The organism is Methylobacterium sp. PvR107, assembly GCF_017833295.1.
Taxonomy (GTDB): Bacteria; Pseudomonadota; Alphaproteobacteria; order Rhizobiales; family Beijerinckiaceae; genus Methylobacterium.
On the sequence record NZ_JAFIBW010000001.1, the window covers coordinates 5,632,970 to 5,655,967 of the forward strand.

Annotated in this window: 26 protein-coding genes; 15 read left to right on the forward strand and 11 right to left on the reverse strand. The window is 67.1% G+C overall.

The window, feature by feature from the left end; all coding sequences use genetic code 11:
* Positions 1-27 precede the first annotated feature (27 nt).
* The 6 genes from JOE48_RS26670 to JOE48_RS26695 all read left to right on the forward strand — a co-directional run bounded on the left by JOE48_RS26670 (position 28) and on the right by JOE48_RS26695 (position 6,111).
* Positions 28-1,044 (forward strand): zinc-binding dehydrogenase, encoded by a 1,017-nt coding sequence (locus tag JOE48_RS26670; RefSeq protein ID WP_245252969.1) that lies wholly within the window; start codon positions 28-30, stop codon positions 1,042-1,044.
* An 11-nt stretch (positions 1,045-1,055) separates the two neighbouring features.
* Complete coding sequence (locus JOE48_RS26675; protein WP_210034304.1) at positions 1,056-1,487, forward strand: PaaI family thioesterase; 432 nt, start codon at positions 1,056-1,058, stop codon at positions 1,485-1,487.
* Complete coding sequence (locus JOE48_RS26680) at positions 1,484-2,308, forward strand: VOC family protein (protein ID WP_210034306.1); 825 nt, start codon at positions 1,484-1,486, stop codon at positions 2,306-2,308. Before JOE48_RS26675 ends, JOE48_RS26680 begins: the two co-directional genes overlap by 4 nt.
* Positions 2,296-3,810: a class I adenylate-forming enzyme family protein gene (locus JOE48_RS26685; RefSeq protein ID WP_210034308.1), complete on the forward strand. Its 1,515-nt coding sequence runs from the start codon at positions 2,296-2,298 to the stop codon at positions 3,808-3,810. Before JOE48_RS26680 ends, JOE48_RS26685 begins: the two co-directional genes overlap by 13 nt.
* 295 nt (positions 3,811-4,105) lie before the next feature.
* A complete protein-coding gene (locus tag JOE48_RS26690; RefSeq protein WP_312893378.1) occupies positions 4,106-5,647 on the forward strand; it encodes an SUMF1/EgtB/PvdO family nonheme iron enzyme in 1,542 nt (513 codons plus the stop codon).
* A 38-nt stretch (positions 5,648-5,685) separates the two neighbouring features.
* A complete protein-coding gene (locus JOE48_RS26695) occupies positions 5,686-6,111 on the forward strand; it encodes a DUF4399 domain-containing protein (protein ID WP_245253535.1) in 426 nt (141 codons plus the stop codon).
* A 937-nt stretch (positions 6,112-7,048) separates the two neighbouring features.
* On the opposite strand, the gene JOE48_RS26700 is transcribed toward JOE48_RS26695, so the two are convergent.
* The gene (locus JOE48_RS26700) at positions 7,049-7,258 is read right to left on the reverse strand and encodes a hypothetical protein (protein WP_210034320.1); all 210 of its coding nucleotides are present in this window, start codon (positions 7,256-7,258) and stop codon (positions 7,049-7,051) included.
* Between the two features lie 159 nt (positions 7,259-7,417).
* A complete protein-coding gene (locus tag JOE48_RS26705; RefSeq protein WP_210034322.1) occupies positions 7,418-7,639 on the reverse strand; it encodes a hypothetical protein in 222 nt (73 codons plus the stop codon).
* A gap of 528 nt (positions 7,640-8,167) precedes the next feature.
* Between JOE48_RS26705 and JOE48_RS26710 the strand changes: the two genes are divergently transcribed.
* Positions 8,168-8,371: a hypothetical protein gene (locus JOE48_RS26710; protein WP_245252970.1), complete on the forward strand. Its 204-nt coding sequence runs from the start codon at positions 8,168-8,170 to the stop codon at positions 8,369-8,371.
* A gap of 37 nt (positions 8,372-8,408) precedes the next feature.
* Here JOE48_RS26710 and JOE48_RS26715 read toward each other — a convergent pair whose 3' ends face one another.
* From JOE48_RS26715 to JOE48_RS26730, 4 genes are all read right to left on the reverse strand, one after another.
* Positions 8,409-8,648, reverse strand: coding sequence for a hypothetical protein (locus tag JOE48_RS26715; RefSeq protein ID WP_409518614.1), 240 nt, complete (start codon positions 8,646-8,648; stop codon positions 8,409-8,411).
* 193 nt (positions 8,649-8,841) lie between these two features.
* Positions 8,842-9,114 (reverse strand): hypothetical protein, encoded by a 273-nt coding sequence (locus JOE48_RS26720; RefSeq protein ID WP_210034325.1) that lies wholly within the window; start codon positions 9,112-9,114, stop codon positions 8,842-8,844.
* 486 nt (positions 9,115-9,600) lie between these two features.
* Positions 9,601-10,017 carry an energy transducer TonB gene (locus JOE48_RS26725; protein WP_210034328.1) on the reverse strand — a complete coding sequence of 139 codons (417 nt, stop codon included), beginning with the start codon at positions 10,015-10,017 and terminating at the stop codon, positions 9,601-9,603.
* Between the two features lie 80 nt (positions 10,018-10,097).
* Positions 10,098-10,847, reverse strand: coding sequence for a sigma-70 family RNA polymerase sigma factor (locus JOE48_RS26730; RefSeq protein ID WP_210034329.1), 750 nt, complete (start codon positions 10,845-10,847; stop codon positions 10,098-10,100).
* A gap of 296 nt (positions 10,848-11,143) precedes the next feature.
* On the opposite strand from JOE48_RS26730, the gene JOE48_RS26735 reads away from it, so the two are divergent.
* Both JOE48_RS26735 and JOE48_RS26740 read left to right on the forward strand, forming a co-directional pair.
* Positions 11,144-11,389, forward strand: coding sequence for a hypothetical protein (locus JOE48_RS26735; RefSeq protein ID WP_210034331.1), 246 nt, complete (start codon positions 11,144-11,146; stop codon positions 11,387-11,389).
* Positions 11,390-11,935: 546 nt separating this feature from the next.
* Positions 11,936-12,658, forward strand: coding sequence for a Crp/Fnr family transcriptional regulator (locus tag JOE48_RS26740; RefSeq protein WP_210034333.1), 723 nt, complete (start codon positions 11,936-11,938; stop codon positions 12,656-12,658).
* 55 nt (positions 12,659-12,713) lie between these two features.
* Here the strand turns inward: JOE48_RS26740 and JOE48_RS26745 are convergent, their stop codons facing one another.
* Positions 12,714-12,995, reverse strand: a complete 282-nt coding sequence (locus tag JOE48_RS26745) for a hypothetical protein (protein WP_210034335.1) — start codon at positions 12,993-12,995, stop codon at positions 12,714-12,716.
* Between the two features lie 466 nt (positions 12,996-13,461).
* On the opposite strand from JOE48_RS26745, the gene JOE48_RS31275 reads away from it, so the two are divergent.
* From JOE48_RS31275 to JOE48_RS26770, 6 genes are all read left to right on the forward strand, one after another.
* Positions 13,462-13,566 carry a hypothetical protein gene (locus JOE48_RS31275; RefSeq protein ID WP_409518649.1) on the forward strand — a complete coding sequence of 35 codons (105 nt, stop codon included), beginning with the start codon at positions 13,462-13,464 and terminating at the stop codon, positions 13,564-13,566.
* 97 nt (positions 13,567-13,663) lie between these two features.
* On the forward strand, positions 13,664-13,993 hold the full coding sequence (locus JOE48_RS30565) for a hypothetical protein (RefSeq protein ID WP_245252972.1): 330 nt from the start codon (positions 13,664-13,666) through the stop codon (positions 13,991-13,993).
* A gap of 100 nt (positions 13,994-14,093) precedes the next feature.
* A complete protein-coding gene (locus JOE48_RS26755; protein ID WP_210034337.1) occupies positions 14,094-14,609 on the forward strand; it encodes a hypothetical protein in 516 nt (171 codons plus the stop codon).
* A gap of 98 nt (positions 14,610-14,707) precedes the next feature.
* Positions 14,708-17,074 (forward strand): MMPL family transporter, encoded by a 2,367-nt coding sequence (locus JOE48_RS26760; RefSeq protein WP_312893380.1) that lies wholly within the window; start codon positions 14,708-14,710, stop codon positions 17,072-17,074.
* A gap of 9 nt (positions 17,075-17,083) precedes the next feature.
* Positions 17,084-17,521 (forward strand): hypothetical protein, encoded by a 438-nt coding sequence (locus JOE48_RS26765; protein ID WP_245252973.1) that lies wholly within the window; start codon positions 17,084-17,086, stop codon positions 17,519-17,521.
* A gap of 280 nt (positions 17,522-17,801) precedes the next feature.
* The gene (locus JOE48_RS26770) at positions 17,802-18,569 is read left to right on the forward strand and encodes an alpha/beta fold hydrolase (protein ID WP_245252974.1); all 768 of its coding nucleotides are present in this window, start codon (positions 17,802-17,804) and stop codon (positions 18,567-18,569) included.
* Between the two features lie 300 nt (positions 18,570-18,869).
* Here JOE48_RS26770 and JOE48_RS30930 read toward each other — a convergent pair whose 3' ends face one another.
* The 4 genes from JOE48_RS30930 to JOE48_RS26785 all read right to left on the reverse strand — a co-directional run bounded on the left by JOE48_RS30930 (position 18,870) and on the right by JOE48_RS26785 (position 22,985).
* A complete protein-coding gene (locus JOE48_RS30930; protein WP_280921337.1) occupies positions 18,870-18,992 on the reverse strand; it encodes a hypothetical protein in 123 nt (40 codons plus the stop codon).
* Between the two features lie 83 nt (positions 18,993-19,075).
* A complete protein-coding gene (locus JOE48_RS26775; RefSeq protein WP_210034341.1) occupies positions 19,076-20,260 on the reverse strand; it encodes a DUF3095 family protein in 1,185 nt (394 codons plus the stop codon).
* Positions 20,261-20,668: 408 nt separating this feature from the next.
* Entirely contained in the window at positions 20,669-21,013 is a 345-nt protein-coding gene (locus JOE48_RS26780) for a hypothetical protein (RefSeq protein WP_210034343.1), read from the reverse strand.
* Positions 21,014-21,113: 100 nt separating this feature from the next.
* On the reverse strand, positions 21,114-22,985 hold the full coding sequence (locus JOE48_RS26785) for an adenylate/guanylate cyclase domain-containing protein (protein WP_312893381.1): 1,872 nt from the start codon (positions 22,983-22,985) through the stop codon (positions 21,114-21,116).
* Positions 22,986-22,998 lie beyond the last annotated feature (13 nt).

Here is a 22,998-nt window from a genome sequence, read left to right on the forward strand (position 1 = left end):
GCTTTACCGAGAGGAAACTGGACCCCCATGGCAGAGACGATGCGAGCCCTCGTGCTGGAGGCGCACGGCGACATCGACACGCTGAAGGTCGTCGCCGACTACCCGAAGCCCGCTCCGGGCCCCGACGAGGTCCTCATCCGGGTGGGCGCCTCCTCGTTCAACTACCACGACGTGTTCACCGTGAAGGGCATGCCCGGCATCAAGGTGCCGATGCCGGTGGTGATCGGCCTCGACATGGCCGGCCAGATCGTCGAGCTCGGGGCCGGCGTCGCGGACTGGCGCGTCGGCGACCGGGTGCTGGTCAACCCGCTGAACAAGGCCAAGGGCCTGATGGGCGAGATGCTCGACGGCGGCATGGCCGAGTATTGCCGGGTCTCGACGAGCCAGCTGATCGCGATGCCGCCCGACGTGAGCTACGCGGACGCCGCGTCGCTTCCCGTGGCCTACGGCACCGCCCACCGGATGCTGATCACCCACAACACCGTGAAGGCCGGCGACACGGTCCTGATCCTGGGCGCCAGCGGCGGCGTCGGCACCGGCTGCGTGATGCTGGCCAAGCAACTCGGCGCCGAGGTGATCGCCTGCGCGGGCAGCGCCGACAAGATGGCGGCGCTGACGGCGCTCGGGGCCGATCACGTGGTCAATTACCGCGAGACCGACTTCTCGAAATGGGCGATCCAGACCTACGGCAAGCCGCAGCGCCGGACCTATGAGGGCGGCGTCGACGTGGTGATCAACTTCACCGGCGGCGACACCTGGGTGCCCTCGCTCAAATGCCTGAAGCGCGGCGGCACGCTCTTGGTCTGCGGCGCCACCGCGGGGCACGATCCGAAAGAGGATCTCCGCTACATCTGGAGCTTCGAGCTGAAGGTGATCGGCTCGAACAGCTTCTACGACGACAATCTCGCGGCCCTGATGGACATGATCCAGGCCGGCACCCTCAAGCCCACGATCGACAGGGTCCTGCCTCTGGAGGAGGCGGCCGAGGGCCTGCGGATGATCCGCGACCGCGAGGTCATGGGCAAGATCGTCGTCACGCCGTAGGAGCAACCGCCATGTCGGAAACCCAGACCCCCGCGCCCCTGAGCCGGGAAGACGTGGAGGCGCTGCTCCTGCGCGGGCCGTTCCACCAGTGGCTCGGCCTGTCCGTCGTCTCGGTCGGCGCGGGCGAGATCACCTTGAAGGCGACGTGGCGTCCCGAATGGGTCGTCAACGCCGAGCGCGGCTACGTCCATGGCGGCATCCTGGCGACCCTGGTCGATCTGACCGCCGACTGGGCGCTGGTGTCCAAGACCGGCCGCGGCGTGCCGACCGTGGACCTCCGCGTCGACTATCACCGCCCGGCGATGCAGGGCGACCTGACCTGCCGGGGCACGGTGGTGAAGTTCGGCGGCCAGCTCTCGGTGGCCGAGGCGCAGATCCTCGACTCCGAAGGCCGTCTGCTCGCCAGCGGCCGCGGCGTCTACATGACCGCGCCGCCGAAATGAGCGACGCCGCGGGGAGGGCGGTCCTGCCGGGTCCCGCCCTCGACCACGTGGTGATCAACGTCCTCCGCCGCATGGATGCGGCGGCGGCCCTGTTCACCGATCTCGGCTTCCAGCTGACGCCGCGCGGGCGCCATTCGCTCGGGTCCATCAACCACCTGATGATGACGCCCGGCGCCTATCTGGAGCTGGTCGGCGTGCCGGAGGACGGCGCGCAGCGCCAGGACGTCCTCGACAGCCCGTTCGGGCTGAACGGCCTCGTCGTGGCGAGCGCCGACGCGGACGAGACCTTCGCGCGGCTCTCGGCGGCCGGCCTGCCGGTCGGGCCGCCGGTGGCGTTCTCGCGGCCGGTCACCCTGGGGGACAGGACCGAGCAGGCCCGGTTCCGGACCGTACGCCTGCCGACGTCGCTGTTTCCGGCCGGCCGGATCTACCATTGCCAGCACCTGACCCCGGACCTGGTCTGGCGGGAGCCCTGGTTCGCGCACCCGAACGGGTTCTGCGGCATCGGCGGCTTCACGGTGGCCAGTCCGGAGCCCGAGACGGAGGCGCCGCGCTACGCCGCCGCCTGCGGCGCGGCGGCCGAGCGGGCCGGGGGGGCCTGGACCTTCCGCCTGGGCGAGACCCGCGTGACGATCGTGCCGGGCCCGGCGGCGCGCTTCGCCGGCCTCGTGCTGCACTTCACCGACCTGACCGCGCTCGAGGCCCGGGCCCGCGCCGTACCGGACGCGGACTGGACCCGGCTCGCCTCCGAGGAGGCGGAGCTGGCGCTGCCGGAATTCCAGCTCACGCTGCGCTGCAGGAGCGCCCGATGCGCCCCGTGACCAATCTCGGTGCCCTGGTCGACCGCGCCGGCGATCCGGATGCCCCCATGATCATCGGACTGCGTCCGGGCGCCGAGCCGACGATCCTATCCCGCGAAAGCCTCGACGCGATGGCCGACGCCTTCGCCCGCGGGCTGCTCCGCGGCGGGCTGCGGCGGGGCGAGCGTATCGCGATCCTGTCGGCCAACCGGCCCGAGTTCATCGCGCTCCTGCTCGGGGCGATGCGCGCCGGGATCGTCCCAACGCCGGTGAACCACAAATTCCCCGCCGCCACGATCCGGCACGTGCTGGTCGATTGCGGCGCGCGCCTCGTCGTCTGCGATGCACCGCGACGCGTGCAGCTTCCCGCCGACTTGCCGCCGGATCTGCGCGTTGCCGACTTCGATGCCGCGGCTGAGGACGGGATCGGGCCCTGGCTCGATCCGGGACCATTCGACCCGATCGACCCTCGCCCGGACGAGGTGGGCCTGCTGCTGTACACGTCCGGCTCGACCGGCCGTCCGAAGGGCGTGATGCTGTCGCACGCGAGCCACCTCTGGGTGGCGCGCACGCGCATGGCGGAGGACGACCTGCGGCAGGACCGCGTCCTGATCGCGGCACCGCTCTACCACATGAACGCGCTGGCCCTGGCGCTCCTGGTCTGCGCGTCCGGCGCCACCATGGTGCTGCTGCCGCAATTCGAGGCCCGCGCCTATATCGAGGCGATCAGCCGGCACCGGTGCACATGGCTCACCGCCGTGCCGCCGATGATCGCCATGATGCTGCGGGAGGTCGAGACGCTCGCGCAGGCCGATCTGACGAGCGTGCGTGCGGTGCGGATGGGCTCAGCCCCGGTCAACGACACCCTGGCGCACCAGATCCGGGCCCTCCTGCCCAATGCCCGGATCATCAACGCCTACGGCACCACCGAGGGCGGTCCGATCGTGTTCACGCAGCACCCGGACGGGCTGCCGACTCCGGTCGCCTCCGTGGGCTATCCCCATCCGGACGTCTCGGTGCGCCTCGTCGGTCCGAACGCTCCGGCGACCGGGGTGCTGCAGATCCGCAGCCCCGCCCTCATGCTCGGCTACCACAACAGGCCGGATACGCCGTCGCCGATCACCGCGGACGGCTATTACGACACCGGCGACATCTTCCGCCGGGATGAGGACGGGTTCCATACCGTTCTGGGCCGGACCGACGACATGTTCGTCTCCGGCGGCGAGAACATCTTCCCGGGCGAGGTCGAACTGGTCATCGAGGGCCACCCGGACGTGCTGCAGGCCTGCGTGGTTCCGGTCGAGGACGCGATCAAGGGCACCAAGCCGGTGGCCTTCGTCGTACTCCGTCCGGGCGCAACAGCCGACGAGGCCGAGATCAAGCGGCACGTCCTCGCCAACGCCCCGGCCTATCAGCATCCGCGGCGGGTGTGGTTCCTCGATTCGATGCTGCTCGCCTCGACCAACAAGATCGACCGGACCGGATTGCGGCAGCGGGCGGCGGCAGCGGTTCGCGCCGTGTGAGCTAGGCCCCGTCAGCCGCCGCGCCGATCCCGTCGTTCGGAGGTGATGGATGGATCGGACGCTGCGGATCATCTGTTTGCAGGATTGAAAATCGGCTTGCTTCGTCCACTGACTGGAGCGCGGCCGAAGATTGCAATCAATGCACCATAATAGTACATTTTGGCGCATAAATAGAGTTTATCGAACCGGTTAGGATTCCGGTCCGCGTCCGTGCAGGCTGGTCCTGGAGGTTTCCCGCATGGTCAGAGATGCGTCATCCCATTCGGCGGTAAGTCCACGCCGGCTTTGCGCGATCATGAGCGCCGACATAGCCGGATATAGCCGCATGATGGGGCATGACGAGGAAGGAACACATGCGCGGATGAGCCGCTATCGACGGGACATCGTCGAGCCAACCGTTGCGGAGCACAGCGGCACGATCATCAAACACATGGGCGACGGTTTTCTGGCCGTCTTCGACAGCCCGCTCGAGGCGACGCGCTGCGCGATCGTCATCCAACAAACCATCGCCGCCCGCAATGCCGCAGTATCTGACAAATCCAGCTGGCTACAGTACCGTATCGGCATCAATCTTGGCGATATCATATTTGAAGAGCATGATGTTTTCGGGGACGGCGTGAACGTAGCCGCACGCTTGCAGACCGCGGCAAGACCCGGCGACGTCAACATCTCGGGCGGCGTCTACGAGCAGATCAAGAACAAGCTGGTCTGCGGCTACCAATCGCTCGGTGACGAACGCCTGAAGAACATCACCGATCCCGTTCGGATCTACCGCGTCCTGCCGGATCCGTCAGCGGTCGTCCGGGCCGAGCACGGGATCAAGCGCGCTGTTCGGACGCTCGTCCCGATCGTCGGTGCCTGCGCGGTGACCTTTGCCGTTGGCGTCTGGTTCGCCGCCCACAAGATGACGGACCGCCCTGAGCCGGTCGGCATCGTCATCGGCCCCGGCGAGGTACCCGCGCCTGAGGCGTCAACACGGCGTGGGACCAACACGGCCCAGGTCCCGATACCCGCTCCCGTGATCGACACGGCGAGACCAGAGATAGCCGTCGCAGCTCCGCCCGCCCCGGCGCTCGAACCTGCGCCGGTCGCCTTCGCCATACCGCCGCCGCCGGCCCGGAAACCGGAGCCGCCCGCGCCGTCCAATGCCTTCAAGGACTGCGTCGATTGCCCCGAGATGCTCAAGCTGACCGGCGGGGCCTTCCGGATGGGCGGCTCGTCGGATCCGAGCGAGAAGCCGGTGCATCAGGTCGTTGTCGCCCCGTTCGCGCTCAGCCGCCTGCCCGTGACGAAGGCGCAGTGGCAGGCCTGTGTCCGAGCGGGCGCCTGTACCTACCGGCCGGACGGCCCCGACGACCTGCCGGCGCGCAATGTGAGTTGGAACGACGCGCAGCAATATACGGCGTGGCTGTCGAAGCTGACATCCAAGCCGTATCGCCTGCCGAGCGAGGCCGAGTGGGAATACGCGGCGCGTGCCGGAGCCGCGACCGCCTATTGGTGGGGCGCACAAATGGTGCCTGGCTTCGCCAACTGTAAGGGCTGCGGGACGCCGCACGATCTGGAGAAGCCGATCCAGATCGGCTTGCTGCCGCCGAACGCCTTCGGGTTGCAGGGCATGGGCGGGGGCGTTGCGGAATGGGTCCAGGATTGCTGGCACAGCGATTATCACGGCGCCCCTCGCGCCGGGGCCTGGACCTCTCCGAAGTGCCGAGAGCACGTCCTGCGCGGCGGGTCCTGGTTGAGCGAGCCCGCGGATATTCAAGTCAGCAGTCGCGAACACTACGACACCAATGTCCGCTACCCGGCACACGGGTTCCGGGTCGCCCTGGGCGAGTGAGGAGACGGTCAGTGAGGACGACACGCTACGGCTTATGGCTGATCGGCACGCTCCTGGCGTCTACGCCGTGCTCGGCTCAGACATCCGCACCGGATGATGCCGAACTCTACTTCATCTCACCGCGCGACGGCGCGAGGCTCAGAGGTCCGATCACGGTCCGCTTCGGCCTGAAGCATATGGGCGTGACCCATGCGGGCGACACGACGCCCAATATGGGCCACCATCATCTTCTGGTCGATGTCACGGAGCCGATCAGTCCAACCGAACCGCTTCCGTCGAACAAGCGGTACCTCCATTTCGGATCCGGTCAGACGGAAACGCAGGTGGATCTGCCGCCGGGACCACACACACTGCAATTGGTCTTGGGAGACGCCAACCACAAACCCTTCAAGCCGCTGGTCGCGTCGAAGACCATTCGCATCAGGGTTCTGCGGCCCAATATGAGCACCGCTACAAAGAATTAGATCCCGATCCAGATTTCGCGATCGCAGATCAGTCTATTCCAAGGGCGGTGCCGGGCCGTAGAGTGGGTTTCTGACTTCCCCATCCCAGGATGGATGGTGCTTCAATCCATGATGGAAGCGGTTCAAGGTGGAGACCACGTCTCCCGGATGCAGCCCTATGTCCTCAAGGCATCGACAATCGAGCCGACACAGATCGCGGCCGCAGGCTTTGGTGGCGAATAGAGAACGGAGCGTAACGGCTATGTGACTCAGCATCGGTGCCTCCCCATCTAGCCAGGAGAGAACGATGCCGCGTCACGGCCCCGCAAGTCGGTGCTGATCCGCACGTCCTGCTGATCCGCGCGTCCGGCGCGGAGGTTTATGCGTCGGTGCTGTGAATGACCCGCGTTCAGACAATCGCAGGCGTCGATTTCCGGGAGGGGCTGGCATTCGGGCGTCCAATGCCGTGCTCGGCCGTGTTGCGTCCGGCGGCAGGCCCTCCCGAAACACGGCCGTCCGGCTCATCCCCTTATCCTGAGGTGCGGCGTGAGCCGCCTCGAAGGAGGGCTCCAGGCATCGCCGGGGTCCAGGGTACCGTCATGTCCGGTGCCGCAACGCGACCGGGCGCGGCTCGAGTGGCGTTCAACGCGCTTGCGACGGCCCGCGCCGGGCCGAGAGGCGCAGACGCCGGCTGACCGGCCCCGCCAGCACCGATGTCCGCCAGCGGCGGATCGCCGGCCGCTGGCCCGCGCCGCCCTGGGGCCGGGAACCGGGAGGCGGGTCAAGGCGCGTCGAACCAAGGAAATCGGGACCGAGTTCGTGCATGAAACAGGGTGGCGAGCTGTACGCGCCATACGCGCGAGCGTCCGGCTCGGGCGGTTCGGCCGCTTGGTCGTTCGGCCTCGTCGGAGGTGAAGCCATCGGGCGCTCCCGGCGCGGGGTCGAGGGACGCCCGGCGCTACACGCCGAGAGGTTCAGGCTGCTCCGTGCAGGTGAATACGACGTCCCCGGTCCGCTCGCAGGTCACGCTCACGGAGGTCGCGCCACCCTGGTCGCGCTGGAGCGGCAGTTGTGCCCTGGCATGGGCGATGGCGGCTTCGAGGTCGCAGGGCCAAAGCTTCGTGGCGCTGACCCGTTTCCCCTTTCGGAAGGTGATCTTGTAGGCCATCGTTTCCTCCATTTTGGCGGAGGATACACCTTCCGTTCAGGAGGACACGCCCGCGCGGGACATGGCAACGATGCGCCGTCGGCGGGGCGTGCAGACCCGGCGGCATCGGCGTTGCGGGCTTTGAAATCGTGCCCGCAACGCGTTCGATCATGGCTTGGCCTACCGGGTCGGCACCGCCGTGGCGACGACCCGCGGGGTGGCGGGGGCGGTCGGAACGAGACGCGGCGTCGTGGTCAGCTCGGAAGCCGGGCGCAGGGCGGCCGTCGACCGGGCCTGCGCCCGATAGAGCGGCGGCGTCAGGCTGATGGTCTCGTCAGCCTGCGCAGGGCCGACCAGCGAACCGGCAGCGAGGGCGGCAAGAACGAAGGAGCGAAGGGTCATGATGTGCAATCCTCTCGTTGGCCGGTCTCAACCCGGCGTCGAGGCGTTATTTACGTTGCACAGCAACATGATCCAAACAGATGCGATCGATAACCCGTATCGATGTCGTCAATGATTGCGGGCGTCGGATGGCGCGCTGGGCCCAGTCCGCGCGGGACTGATTGCGCCGCTGCGGTGTTTGCACGCTCTGCGCACGGTTCTCGTCGGTCTCATCGTCCTGGTCCGGTTTGGTCCGGACATCGTCTACGCGGCAAGCCTGTCGACGACGTCGGCACCCGCGGTTGCCCGGGCCACCGCTCCGGAACGGCTCATCAGCCCACCTGCGGCCGTTCTGGACTGGTTCGCCCCGCCCGTTGACGGCCATCGCCGCGGCTTGACCGGTTAATGCAAAATTAATTTCCGACCCGGAGAGTCGGGCTCACAGGCGCCGGGCTTTACGCTCACGAAGATCGGATGCGTCGAATCTGATCTTCTTTCGCGAAAGGAGGCCGCCCATTGCTAGTTGCGGCCCTACTTTTCGCGTTGGGCATGGCCGAAGGCTGGAATTACCGGGCGACGGCGCTCATGGCGAGTTCGATGCTCGTCGGCCTGGGCTGGCTGGCCCTCTGGGCGCTTGTCTGGGTGGCGCTCGATCTCGAGAAGGTCCTGCTGCTGTTCGCCGACCTCGCCGCCCACCAGGCCGGCTACCTCGTCGGCGCCTATTGGCGCGGCGCGGCCAGCGAAGATCGCTAAATGCGGGGCCCTCGGCGCCGGTCTGCCCGGCCGCGCATCAGCGACGCATCGGCTGGGTCATCGGCGGCTGCGGTGTCGCCGAGTGCGGCATGGCCGATGGGGGCATGGCCGGCTTCATGTTGTTCATGATCCAGACCGAGCCGCCGACCACGACCAGCACGCCGAAGGCCAGCGCCGTGACGCTGCTGGTGTTGTCCGGCCCCGTGGTGATGTGGAGGAGGAACACGAGGTACACGCCCATCTGGGCGACGGCGCAGACCAGGACCGCCACCGGCACGGCCGGCGCCCAGGCGAATTTGGCATGCGCGATCGCGAAGGAGCAGATTGTCAGGAGCGTCGCCAGGGCGAGGCCGATGCGATAGCCCCGGATCCCAGAACAGCCACTTCCAATCGAGCGAGACGACCTGCACCTCCAGCGGCTTCTTGTCGGAGGCGAGCGGCGTGGCCGGGTCGAGCTGGTGCGTGCCGATTCAGGCGATGCCGCCCAGGAACGCGATGGTCAGGAACGGCACCGACCAGACGACGCGTTCGATCCGCCCCGAGAAGGCCCAGTCGGGCCGGCAGAGCGCCTTCGGGTCGGATTCCCGGTTCCAGAGCGCGAACACCACCGTGGCGATCATCGTCGGCAGGATGATCGCCAGCATGATGACCGTGGCGATGATCAGGATGTTCGCCTCGGCCGACCCGACGGGGCCCTTCCCGTCGAGGACGTTGTGCTGCTGGCACCCGGAGAGGAGGGGCAAGGCTGCAGCGAGAAGCAGCGCGGGGCGGAAAGCTGGGACGACGGCGCATCGTGCGGGTCAGGCCGCCGGCGGGCGGACGACGGCGGCGTGCGAACGCACGGGTCGAACAGTGCTCATTCGAAGCCTCCGGCCAGTTTCTGCCTGGATCGACCAATCCCGAAGTGCATCAGCGTGTTTCGTCCTAAAATAACGTCATTTATCCTGCGGAGATATTTTTAATATCACACCCTATTCGGATCTATTCCTGATCTATTACCCAGAAAGGAACGATTTCATGCAGCAAATACTAACATAAGTGAAGGCTGGAGCGCCGGTAACGCGCGAACGTCGCGTCCCGTCCAACATGGCCTTCCTGCCGCATGCAGCCGCCCCGCCGCCCGGCCGAGATCCGGGCTCGATCCGCGAACAGAGCCGCAGAAGGCAGTGTCCCGGGATGCCCCATGTGACCAGGCAGGTCAGCGCGCTGCTGCGGCGGCTGCCGGACGCTCAGCGGCCGAGATCGACCGGGATGCTGAGGTCGGCGACGCCCGCCTCGCCGAGCAGCCCGGCCGGCGGCGCGGCCAGCCGGCCGGTGCCCTGACCCGTGCCGGCGACCGTGCCCTGAACGGCCTGCTGGACGGCGCGGAGCGCTCGCTGATCGAGGTCCGGCGAGCCGGAACTCCGCTCGATCTCCGCCCGCTGCAGTGACCCGTCCGCGGCGATCTCCACGTGAACCAGCACGGTCCCGGCCCGCCGGGCCGGCCGCGGTCGGCTGCCGGTGCGGTCCACGGCATCGATCCGGGTGACGAGGTCCGACAGCCAGGCGCGTACCGTCGCGCCATGGGCGCCTTGCGCCGACGCAGCCCAGGGGACCAGTAGCAGACCGACCGCGACGATCCCCGGGGCGAGCATTCGTAATGGCATGCGGGACGGGCACTCCGGGCGCGTGGCGACCCGCCCGACACGCGGGCCGGCCTCTCGTGCTCCCGGATAACCGCGTGCGCTCAGGAAAGCGTTACCGATTTCCGGCCCTTCGGGCCGGCTGCGGCCAGCATGACGTCGTCGCTGCCGACCTCCAGGCCGGTGTAGCCCAGCATCTCGGCGAGTTGCGTCCGGGCGCGCCAGACGCGGCTCTTCACCGTGCCGATCTGGCAGTTCATCACGGTGGCTGTCTGTTCATAGGTGAGGTTCTCGATCGCCACGAGAACCAGGGCCTGCCGCATCGAAGGCGCGAGGCGGTCGAGGGCGGTGCGCACGTCGCTCAGGTCCAGGTGGCCGCCCTGCTCGGGCAACGACACCATCCGCTCGGCCTGTGTGCCGTCCTCGTCCTGGACCTCGCGGCCGCGCTTACGGTGCTCGTTGTAGAACTGGTTGCGCATGATCGTGAACAGCCACGCCTCCAGGTTGGTGCCCGGAGCGAAGCTGGCGCGCGACCGCCACGCCCGCAGAAGGGTGTTCTGCAGGAGGTCGTCGGCCCCGACAGGGTTGCGCAGCAGCGAGCGCGCGAAGCGCTGCAGGTTCGGCACCATGGCAAGCAGGGAGGTCTGGAACGTCTTCTCGCGGCCGTCCTGCGCCTTGCCGAACGCCGCATCGAGCAGCGTCAACAGTTCGGCGAAGCGGTCCGCGATGGGAGGCTGGACTGAATCCTGTGCGTAGGTCGCCGCCAGAAGATGGCCGAGGTGATACTGCACGCTGTCCGGGAGCCGGGGCGCCTGCGCGGCGATTGTATCACCGTCGAGCGAGAATTCGAGCATGACAGCCGATCACCTGAGCGGGATGAAAGAGCGGGTACGGTCATTAATCCCCAGGTACCAGCTTATTGCCGCAACATAGATCAGCGGTTAGCCAGATCCTAAGACTGATCTATGATAGATACCATGATCAACGCGACAGACATGCGGAGCGGGACAGCGTCTTCGATGAGAAAATTTCGAGCGCAAATCTGGCCGCCGCCACCCGGAATCTGCGGCACCGCACGGAAGATCCTCGCGACTGCGAGATCCGGGCCGCGCCACCGCCCTCGACCGGACCGAACCCCAGGACGACGCCCATGACCCGATTGACCGACCTCGAAGACGATCCGGCGTTCCAGCAGGCCGTCTTGGCCGTGCGCGGAGCGGCGAGCACCCTCAGCGGCCGAGCCGTGACCCTGGAGGAGGCCCGCTTCCTCGTCGGCATCGCCCTGACGACCTTCGCCCATGCCGGCGGCCTGAACGAGCCGAGCCGGAACCGGCTGGCCCGCTTCTCCGAGACGGTCGAGAAGGGCACGGTCGTCGAGACGCTCACGAAGCACTGAGCTCGACCGGCCGGCCGAGCCGTCCGATGCCTGACCAAACCGGCCTCTGGGCCTCGGTTCGATCGCCGAACGCCTTGAGAACGATCAAGACACGCCCGATGCGATTTTTCGCTGATTGATCAGTCTAAACCCATCGACAATTTTTCCTTCTGTCGCGCTTTATTGTTGAAGCGCGACAGGAAAACATGTTAATATCCATTAAGTCCTGTTGGCTTTTCGCTGGTGCGGCGCGTTCACCGCACGGAACCTTGACCTAAGGCCGATCGGGCCGATGGCGATGAAGCTGCATGGCGGATCGATCCGTGCAACCCGGCGCGCACGCCAGAGCTTGACAGCACAGTCCCATCTTCAAGCTTGGCATGTATTTGATGCGTCATAAGTCAGTCTCCACGTCGCTCAAACTCTGTACGGTAGCGTACACATAATATAATCCGCGCTCCGCCGTTACTAGGAATACATAGATCAGATTTATACTTGAAATCTTATCGTTTTATATTGTGCATCTCATCCGCGGTCGGCGCGGCGCCAACGGCTTGGAGTGCATCGATGCTCACCGTCCAGATCGCCGATTTTGCAGACCTTTTGGAGACCCGCCCGCTCACCCCGGACGGCTTCGTGAGAACCTTTGATCTGCCCGTGCGCGAGCGCTCGATACCGAAGCAGCATGACCTGCTGCTGCCGGGCGCCGAGCCGGAAGTCGCGCACTTGCTGCTGGCCGGTCACGCCTGCCGCTATCGCATGCTGCGGGACGGCCGCAGGCAAATCACCGCCCTCTTGGTTCCAGGCGACCTCTGCGACCTGGGCGCGATCCTCGCGAGCCGCGCGGATTATGCGGTCAACACGCTCACCCGCTGCACCGTCGGCGAGATCCCGATCGCGCGGCTCTCCACCCGCGACAGCCCGGACCTCGCCGCAGCCCTGGGCCGCCGCCTGCGTCGCGACGAGGCTGTCGCCCGCGAATGGATCGTCAACCTGGGCCGGCGAGTCGGTATCGAGCGGATGGCGCATCTGCTCTGCGAACTGCGTTGGCGGCTGGCGATGGTCGGTCTCGTCACCGACGAGAGCTTCGAGATGCGGATCACGCAGAACGATTTTGCCGACGCGCTCGGGCTGACGTCGGTGCACGTCAATCGCGTGCTGAAGTACCTGCGCGACAGCCAGCTGATCCACCTGAAGAGCGGACGGCTGACCATCCTCGACCGACCGCGGCTGGAGCGACTCGCGCAGTTCGATCCGGCCTACCTGGAGATCTGGGCCGATACCCCGTGAGCGCGCTTGGCGCGAGACGGCCTGTCCCTGGCCCGGTCTCCCAGCCCGCTCGCGATCAGAGATACCCGGTTCGGCGGGCGAGCATCATCCCGAAGGCGAGGCAGGCGGCCAAGCTGACGGCCAGCATGGCGACGTTCGTCCAGAATCGGACCGGCCGGCTGGAGCCATCAAGCCCGCTGGCGCGCAGACGCACCCACGGGACATAGAGGTAGAGGGCGGTCAGGGTCAGGATCAGGAAGGCCAAGGTCGAGAACCGGCCGGTGACCACAGCGGCGCCGGCCAGGAGGGCCCAGCCGATGACGAGGCCCAGCATCGTGATCAGGGCTGTCGAATTCACGTCCGCACGATCCCTTCAGCGCATGGATCCGGCAGGGCGGCCGCAGTGAAAACACAGACTGCGACGGGCTCGCTCACGGAACACATAGCATCAACGGAATGGCGACAAGATCCGAGAGAGTGCTGGTGCCGCGAGAGAGGATTGGACCCTCCACCTCTTCATCACCACTCATAACTTTGGCGTATCCCACTTGTTACCTGAGTTATCCGTAGAGTCCCTAAGTAATTGTTTTGTCTCAGCTTCTTTTGCAATAGATGAACTCATGTGACACCGACGTTTCCCGCTGCGGTGGTCACCGCGGCACCGGCACATGCCGGCAGCTACCGTGAAACTCACAAAGCGCGCAATAGACGCCCGAGCAGCCGGCATGGGCGAGCATGGTTCTCATGAAGTGGACCCGGCAACGCTGCCGGGTGGCGTTCATCACCTTGGCCACCGACGCCTGTACCGCGAGGCGTTCGTCTTGGTGGAAGCCGAGTTCGCGGGGCAGCCGGTCAATGACTGCCCATATATTTTCCTCGATAACGATGCCGCGCTGGCCCGGGGGTGGGCTCAGGGCTATCCCAAGTAGCTCGGCAGCGTCTTCCAGACACGCACCTTCGCGGCACCGAGCGCGGCCGCGGCTCCCCTCGCCGCCGGAAGCCGCTTCGGTGCGAGCCTGTCGGCCCATGGCGAACGCCTCGCCACGGCGCGCCTCCAGCGCGGGACAGGTCGACGATCCGCGGACCGTCTTCAGCCGCCCGACGACGATGCGCCGCTACTTCCCGACCCTCGTTGCCGGCCGGCAGGATCGGCCGGCCGTGGACGAGCCGACGCTGTCGCTGACGGACGATCTGGCCGGGGTCGACGTCTGGCACGGGTCGGCCGAGCTCAGCCTCCCCGAAGGTCAGGGCGAGGCCATGCACCGGCTTGCGCCACGCCGGATTGGGCGCGGCTATCGCTTCGGGATGGCGTATCCTGTCACAGACCTCAAGATCCTCAAGAACAATCTGGCATGATTCGATACACTGCGACTCTGGACAAGACATCAGTTGATCGGGTTTTCAATCTTCACGCCACACCTTCCGCAAACAGTAGACTCACGCAAGGACAAGCCGGATGAGGAATGATGCGCGCCTTCAGGTCCCGCGGCGCCGATGGGTCGGCGGATTGATCGTCCTGCCGGGCTTGGCAATCGCACTCTCCGGCCCGCCCGCCTACGCGGCAAGAGAGGGCGGGTTCGCCGGCTTTGCCGGATCGTGGTTCGGCTCGGGCTACGTTCAATCCGCAAGCGGCAGCGAGGCGATCCGCTGCCGGGCGCAGTATGCGGTCGGCCCGGACGGCGCGAGCGTGGAGCAGCGCCTCGTCTGCGCGAGTGCAAGCTACAAATTCAACATCGACTGCCAGGCGACGGAGTCGAACGGCGCGATTTCCGGGACTTGGACCGAGACGACGCGCAGCGTGACCGGCACCTTGTCGGGGTCGCTGCGCGGCGGCCAACTCCAGGCGCAGGTGACCTCTCCCGTCTTCACCGCCGGTCTGAGCCTCTCGACGAGCCGGAACCGGCAGGACGTCGTGATCTCACCGCAGGGAAACGACATCCGGCAAGTGGTCGTCCAGCTCCGCCGCCGCTGACGGCTTCGGCGCCTGCGAAGGATTGATCAACGCCATCGCTCAGCCCCGCCGGTTCCGGCGGGGCGCCGGCAGAACTGACCCGCGCGAGGCCGACCGTCGTGAGCACCACAGTCGAAGATCAGGCGCCTTCGCAGGTCCGGTCGTTCTCCATCGCTTTCGGCGTCGAACGCCTGGGGTTCGTCGCGTTACGGCACCCGGCGATCGTCGGATCCGCGACGGTGATGTTGATCCTGCTGGCGGTTCTCGGCGTTCGCCGCCTCGGCGTCGACGACTCGATCAGCCAGCTGTTTCGTTCCGATACGACAGAGTTCCACGAGTACGAGACCGTTTCGAAGCGTTTTCCTTCGAGTGAATACGACGTTCTCGTCGTCGTCAGCGGTCCAATCCTGCAGCGGGAGTCGATCGAAGCGCTGCGCAACCTGGCTACGGATCTGCAGCTGGTCGATGGCGTCCGCGGCATCGTCTCGCTCTTCTCGGCACGCACCGCGCCGCTGGATGGCGCCCTGCCGGGTCCGCTCTTCCCCGACACCCTGCCGGAGGGACCGGCCTACGCACAGCTCGTTCAGACCGTCGAGACGAACGAGATCATCAAGGACAAGCTGCTCTCTGCAAACGGTCAGCTGACGCTCATGGTGCTGGCGCTCGAGCCCGACAGGGTCGAGAGCAGGCAGCTGGCGCGCCTCATCCAGGAACTCAACGGACTCGTAGGCACCGATCTCAGTTCCACGACGCTGAAGACCGAGTTGACGGGTGTCCCGGTCATGCAGCTCGAGATCCGCAACGCGATCGAGCATGATCGCCTCGTCTACAACGCGGCGGGTCTCCTCGTCGGATGCCTCATCGCGATCGCGTTCTTCCGGCGCCTGTCCTTCATGCTGATGGCGGCCGGGCCGCCGCTCGCTTCGATCCTCCTCGCGCTGGGCGCGTTCGGCTGGCTCGGCCTGCAGCTCAACATCTTCCTCAACATGATGACGCCGCTGATCATGGTGATCAGCTTCTCCGACAGCATGCAGCTGACCTTCGACGTTCGCGCCCGGCTCATCGCCGGTGCGAGCACCCGGTCGGCGATCCGCGACGCCCTCTTGGTCGTCGGGCCCGCCTGTGTCCTGACCCATGCGACGGCAGCCCTGTCCTTCATCGCCCTCCAGGTCTCCGAATCGGATCTGATCCGCAGCTTCGGTCAGGCCGGGCTCCTGGCCACCGCGATCTCGCTGCTGGCGGTTCTGGCCCTGATCCCGGTCCTCGGTCTGATGCTGCTCAGGCGCACGGATGGGTTCGTCGAAGCGGCTCGGGACGCGGATCGCGGCGTCGGGATCCTTCAGCGCCTCTGCGCGCGGATCGCGGGGCAGATGGTCCACCACGCGGCCGCCTACACCGCGCTCAGCGTCGTCCTCGTCTCCCTGCTGGCGCTCTGCTATGCGCAGCTGCAGCCACGCTACCGGCTCGCCGACCAGGTTCCCAGCCATGAGCAGGCGGTCGCGGCGAGCGACAAGCTCGATCAGGAGCTGACGGGGGCAAACCCCATCAACGTCATGATCGCGTTCCCGCAGGGCGAGGATCTTTACGCGCCGCGCACCTTGGCGCTGATCGACACGGTCCACCGAATCCTGTCGCAGCAATCCGGCGTCGGGAACGTGTGGTCGCTCGAAACCCTGCGGGACTGGCTGGCCCGGAACGTCCACCGCTCCGACGTCGGGACCCTCAAGGCGTATGTCGCCGCCTTGCCGGCGTTCCTCGTGCAGCAGTTCATCGCGAGGGACGATCAGGCCGTCCTCGTGGCCGGCCGCGTCCGCGACGTCGATGCCAGCCGCCTTCTGCCGATCGTCCGCGACCTCGACCACGCTCTCGACGCTGTGCGCACGGCGTATCCGGGATACACCATCACGGTCACGAGCCTGTCGGCCATCGCCGCCCGCAACAGTGCGCAGATGATCGACAAGCTCAGCCGCGGTATCACGGTTGAGGTGGTGCTCGTCGCGGCATTCCTCGGTCTCGTCTTCCGCTCGGCCCGTATCCTGCTGGCGAGCCTCATGCCGGCGGTTTTCCCGGTCTTCGCGACGGGGACGTTGCTGTGGATGCTCGGCGATGGGCTGCAATTCGCGAGCGTCGTCGCCCTGACGGTCTCGCTCGGACTCGGCTTGAGCGCCACGGTCCACTTCCTCAATCGGATGACGCTGGATCTGGCTGCTTCGCATAGACCCGAACCGGCAGTCGAGCGGGCTACAATCCTGATGGGGCCGCCCTTGATCCTGACGACGATGGTGCTGAGCTGCGCCCTCGCGACCACCATCCTGTCAAATCTTCCGATGCTGAGGCTCTTCGGCTGGCTCAGCGCCCTCGCGATGCTGTGCGCGCTCGGTGCCGATCTGTTCATCCTCCGACCGACAATTACGCTCCTCTACAGCTTCGGTTTGAAGGGAGGCTCCAGCCTCGCCGATCGCAAATCCACGTCTGCCGGCCTTTAGGAGGCAGCTTTGGTTGCGGCTTACAGCCCGGCGATGTTCGGGCTCGGCGGCGCCACCATCGGCGCCATGGCGTCGTTCGCGACGACATGGATGACGCATCGAAGCCAGTTCCAGGACAAGAGGCGCGAAACGGAACGAGCGCGTCGGATCGATCTGTTCAACGACTTCACCACGGAAGCGGTCCGTCTCTACGGCGATGCACTCAGCCATGAACGGGACGATATCGGCGATCTGGTCATGCTGTACGCTCTGCTGACGAAGATGCAGCGGACCGCCTCGCCGGCAACGATCCACGCGGCGGACGCCGTCATCGACCCGATCGTAGACGCCTATCGCGCTCCCCATCGGAGCTTGCACGACATCCATGAGCTTGCGCGAGACGGGAAGCTGAACTTCCTGACCGATTTCGGGACGACCTGCCGATTGGATCTGCAGGCGCCGCTGTAGGATGATGAACCGCACCCTGGCCTGACCGGACAGGCGGCATGAACGCTGCCTGGTGCCGGGCGGCCAAGCGCTCCGGCATCGCGCGCATCCTGGATCGCGCACGGAACGCGCGGTCCGGCTTGCGGAGCCTGTCGGCCTCCGGGATGCCCAGGTCGATGGACTCCCATGACAGCGGCCTCTGGCTGAGAGTACGACGGCACTGACGCGAAAAGGAGCAACGATGAGCTTTGTGACCACGGCCGACGGAACGCAGATCTTCTACAAGGATTGGGGGCCGCGGATGGGCCGGCCGGTGGTGTTCAGCCATGGTTGGCCGTTGTCCTCGGACGCCTTCGAGGACCAGATGATGGCCCTCGCGGACCAAGGCTTCCGCTGCATCGCCCATGACCGGCGCGGGCATGGACGCTCGAGCCAGACCTGGTCGGGTCACGACATGGACACCTACGCGGCCGATCTCGCGGCCGTCGTCGGGGCCCTCGGCGTGACCAACGCTGTCCATGTCGGCCATTCGACCGGCGGTGGCGAAGCGTTGCGCTACGTCGCTCAGCACGCGCACGGCCGCGCCTCCAAGCTCGTGCTGATCAGCGCCGTGCCGCCGATCATGGTGCAGTCGCCAGCCAATCCCGGCGGACTGCCCATGACGGTGTTCGACGACATCCGCGCGGGCGTCGCAGGCGATCGCTCCCAGTTCTTCAAGGACCTCTCCGGTCCCTTCTACGGCGCCAACCGGGACGGCGCGACGGTCAGCCAGGGCCTGCGCGACTCCTTCTGGCTGCAGGGCATGATGGGCGGGCTGAAGGCCGAGTATGACTGCGTCAAGGCCTTCTCGGAGACTGACCAGACCGACGATCTGAAAAGCGTGACGATCCCGACGCTGATCCTTCACGGCGATGACGACCAGATCGTGCCGATTGCGGGCGCCGGCGAGCTGCAAGTGAAGCTGGTCAAGGACGCCGAGTTCAGGATCTACCCGGGCGCGCCGCACGGTATGTGCTCGACGCACAAGCATCAGGTGAATGCGGATCTGATCGCGTTCATAGCCGCTTGACGGTGGAAGCGCAGCCGATGTTCCTTCGCCGATAGCCAGCGGACATCGTACCGAGAAATCGGCAGTGCCTGTCGAGCACTGCCGCGATCAAATTTTCCCAGTTTTGCGGTCGGCTCTTGGCGTCCGGATGGCCGGCTTCGGCTGCTGGCTGGCAGGCGCCCATATGGGATCGCGCGTGTCTGCGGGCTGCACCTGCCGAGCCGGATTTTCGGCTTTGCGCCCATCCCGGTCATTCAGCCTGTTTCGAGAACGCTCCGCAGCGGACATCCCATCCGCGAAGATTCCAGGCCGGAGAAGCTCCTACACGGTGAAGATTTTCGCGCCTTCCACCTTTCGCCGCGCGCAGGCCGCGGCACCGGTCAGGCTGGCGCCGACCGCGAAGGTCCCGCCATCGACCAAACGCTCGCCGATGCGGTGCTGCACAGTGATCCTGAACGCCGCTCGAGGTCGGTCGTCCCGAGCGCCCGCGCTTCGTCCGGCAGCAGCCACGCTTCACAGCCCCCCCCTCACGGGCTGGTCGGCACCACGGCCCCGACGCTTGCCGCCCGACCCTTCAGCCTTGCGGCGGCCGCCGCGTAGCCTCCGCCAGCGCCATCGATGAAGTGCATGTGCCCGCTGCCGGGCACCGGAGGGCTGATGCAGGTCAACTGCGCAGCCAATTGCCGTTCCAGCCCGAAATGGCAGATCCCCCGTGCCTCTGCGCCGGCGAGCTGCGCCTCCAGCTGATCCGCGAAGGCCTCTGTGCAGTCCAGCGTCATCCGCAGCGCATCATCGTATTTGCGGAAGTCCGTATTCCCGACGATCTCGTGCCGAAGCGCGGCCGGATCGAACGCTCCCACCCGCAAGCCCGTGCGGTAGATCAGGTATTCGGGAATCGATCGTGCCACGAGGCGAAGCTTGCGCCAGAGGCGGCTCCGACGGGAGCCCGGCATGGCGCGCAGTTCAAGATCCAGCCCCGCCCACGGTCCGTGCATCTGCGGTCCCTCATCCTGCATCGGACGTGCGACCTCGGCACTGATCTCCACATTGTGCAGGATCTCTTGCACGAGTTGCCGGAAGGCCGGCGCGTCGCCACTGTGCTGCGGCACGAGCATGAGCGAGAGCATCAGCGCGTGGCGGGGACGGATTGCCTGCCAGCGGCAGGAGAGGCCGGTCAGGTCAGGCTGGCTGCCGGGCTCAGCCGGTGCGACGGCATAGTCGCCGGCCTTCATGGCGGCCTCTGCCCAGGGCAGGCCGCCTCCGCTGAACATGGCATAGGAAACGTGAGCACTGGGCGCGTAGCGCGCGACGCGCACGTCGAGCCCGCGATCGCGCACGGCTGAGACCGGTACCAGAGCGGTGCGCAGCTCGAGCTGCAGCGCCTCACGGACCCAGACGGCCGTTGCGGCCAGCGCTTCTCTGGCGGCGTCCACGTCTTCCGGGGCAATCGCGAAGCTTGCCCCGTCGCCGGCGAAGACGAACGGGAACGCGCGCCGGCCGAGAGCATTCGAAACGGCCGCGATGATGGCTGCGCCGGCCGCATTGACCGCCTTGTAGCGGCCGAGCCCGATCTGTTGCTGAGAGCCGACGACATCGGTCACACCCAGCCACCAAGTCGTGGGAAGAGGCCGATAGAGGCCTGGATCCATGAGGCTGGAGAAGGCGGTGAACCGGGGCAGGCTCGCGTAGAAATCAGGGGTCGTGCGGCCCATTGCGGGTTCGATTGGCTCCTCTGCACGTCCCGATGTCCTCGTCGCCGCCATCGCCCCGCTCCCCGGCACAGCCTCGGACGCGCGGCGCGCCCGGAACCCGGCACCGACATCATCCTTGGTGGGACCACCATCACCACGGTCGCGTGCACGCCTTCAAGCGAACGCGCTACGGCGGCGACAAACTGACGACCGCTCCGCGCTGCCGCTCGGCTCATGTCTAATGCGGTTGCGGTTTGAATTTCGATATTCGGGCGGCGTCTTCGGGACGAATGGGTCCGTGGTGCCGGCTCCCATCCCGTCGTCACGACAAGCTTTGGTGTGACGACGTCGGCCAACCGGCCGCCGCTGCGGGTGCAGCGGCGGCCGATCGCGCACCGGGGCCTCAATCAGCCGAAGACGGATGCTCCGTCAGCTGCAGACGCGCTCGTGTCCGAAGAACAGGGGGTTGTAGACGACGCGGCAATCCCTGAAATCCGAGCTGAGGAAGTAGCCACCCGTGGGATAATTCCAGTCGAACCCGCCGAAGTGCCGACGGTAGCCACGGTGGTGGAAGTATCGATGGTGGCCGAACCCGCCGTCCCCGAAGCGGCCGTACCCGAATCCGCGATGGCCGAAGCCGCCGTGATGGCCGAAGCCGCCGTGACCAAACCCGCCGTGACCGAACCCGCGGGCATCGGCGCTGGCGGCACCGCCCGCCAGTGTCGCGAGCGCGAGACCTGCGACCATCATCGTCCTCGTCGAAGTCGTCTTCATCGTGCTTCTCCCTGTTGGGGTGACAGCACTCTGCGCCCGACGATGGCCGGCCGCTGTGACCGCGGTCACAGAGGCCCGGAAACGCGGCGTGGCGCGGGATCTATGGCAGCCGCGCAGGTTCGCGCGTCAACCAAACCGCGATGGGTTGGGACCGTCCGCGGATGGAAGCCGTCCGCCGCTCGTCGAAGAGGCCGGCCGGCTCAACGATGCCGGCAGCCGTCAGGAGATCGGCGCTGACGGCGAGGCGGGCCTTGGCCTCCGACGCCACGGCCAGCAGGCGGCTCGCGACGTTGACGGTATCACCCGTCGCCGTGACCTGCTGATTGGTGTCGCTGCCGAGGCGCGAGAGGATCGCCGGTCCGGAATGCGCGCCGATCCGCACGTCGAGCGCCCGTCCGGCGCCTGCCAGTTCGGGATCGCGCGCGATCCAGTCGCGGGTCCGGACGATGAGATCGCTGGCCGCCCGCACGGCGTTTTCCGCCTGCGCCGGATCGGGGTCCAGGGCGCCGAACACGACCATCGCGCCGTCGCCCATGAAGTTGACGACGAGGCCTTTGTGCGACGAGGCGGTCTCGTCCACGAGATCGTGGAACGTCTTGAGGAGGGCGCGGGTGCGGACCGGGCCCAGTCGCTCACTCTGGCCGGTGAAGCCGGTCAGATCGATGAAGAGCACCGGGATCTCGCGCGTGAGGGGTGCAGCCAGATAGGTCGGGTCCCAGGCGAGCCGTTCCGCGAGCGCGGCGGGTTGAAGTCGGCGCAGGGTCTGCTCCGATCGCGCGAGCCTCAGGCCCTGGCGGCGATCCAGCGTCTGGCGGGCCACCGCGCACAGGAGCGTCGGCAGGCCAGCGGCTGCGAGCGGCAGGGCGGCGCTCATCCAGATGCCCTGGCTGAAGGCGACGGTGCCCAGAGCGAACCAGGCGGCCAGGAGGAGGAGCACGAGGATGGCTGCTGGGAGCGGTGGGGCCAGCGCGATCAGGAGCACGGCAGCGCCCGCGAGAATCACGGCCGCCACCCCGTCGAGCCGCCGAACGCGCGCATCGCGCACGAGTCCGTCGCCCGCGGTCAGATGGGCGATGCCGGTCGCCAGCAGTTCGACGCCGGGCATCACGGGATCGAACGCCGTCGCAAAGGTGTCGCTGCCCCCGAGTGCCGTCGCGCCGATCACCACGACACGGTCCGCCAGAGCGGCGACGGGTGCCGTCCCATCGAGAAGTGCGGCGGCGCTCAAGGTCTGGATCGTGCGGCGCGGTCCGTAAGGACGGAGCGGAAGATGATAGCCGAGGTCGAGCCGGATGACGGTTGGCCCGATCCGTACCTGTCCGTCGCGCAGAACCGGATCGCTTCGGGCCGCCAGGGCCGCTGTGCGCAGGACGAAATGGGCCGCAACGCCGTTGTCCGCCCTGGCAACGAGAGGAAGGTGCCGCGGAACGCCGGCGGCGTCCTCGGACAGGTTGACGAGTCCCGTCAGCGCGGCCGCGCCGATCACCGGGATCGGGCGATGCACGGCGGTGGCGACCGGGATGCCCCCTTCGTTCGTGGCCTCGTCGAAGACGGCTGCCGCCGCCAGGACGGCGGGCACCTTGCGGAGGGCGGCGGCGAGGGCATGATCCGCCTCGGGCTGGCGCCCGTCTTCGAGGAACAGGACATCGACGGCGAGCGCACGGGGGCGGGCCGCGGCGATCGTTTCGATCAGCCGCGCCATCGTCGTGCGCGAGATGGGAAAGCCTCCTTCCCGGCGGACGATTTCGTCGTCGATGGCGACGATCGCGACATCTTTGGGCGGCGTGCGTGGACCGGCCAGGCGCATGCGCAGGTCCGTCGCCGCCGCCTCCAGGTAATCGAGGGGCGTTGCCCGTCCGGCGATGTGCAGGTGCGCGAGCCAGCCGCTCCACCCCAGCGCGGCCACGAACATGAGGAGGGCGAAGCGTCGCTTGGTCCGCCCGGGGCGCGAGATCGATTCAAGCCCCGGCACCAGACCCGCGGCT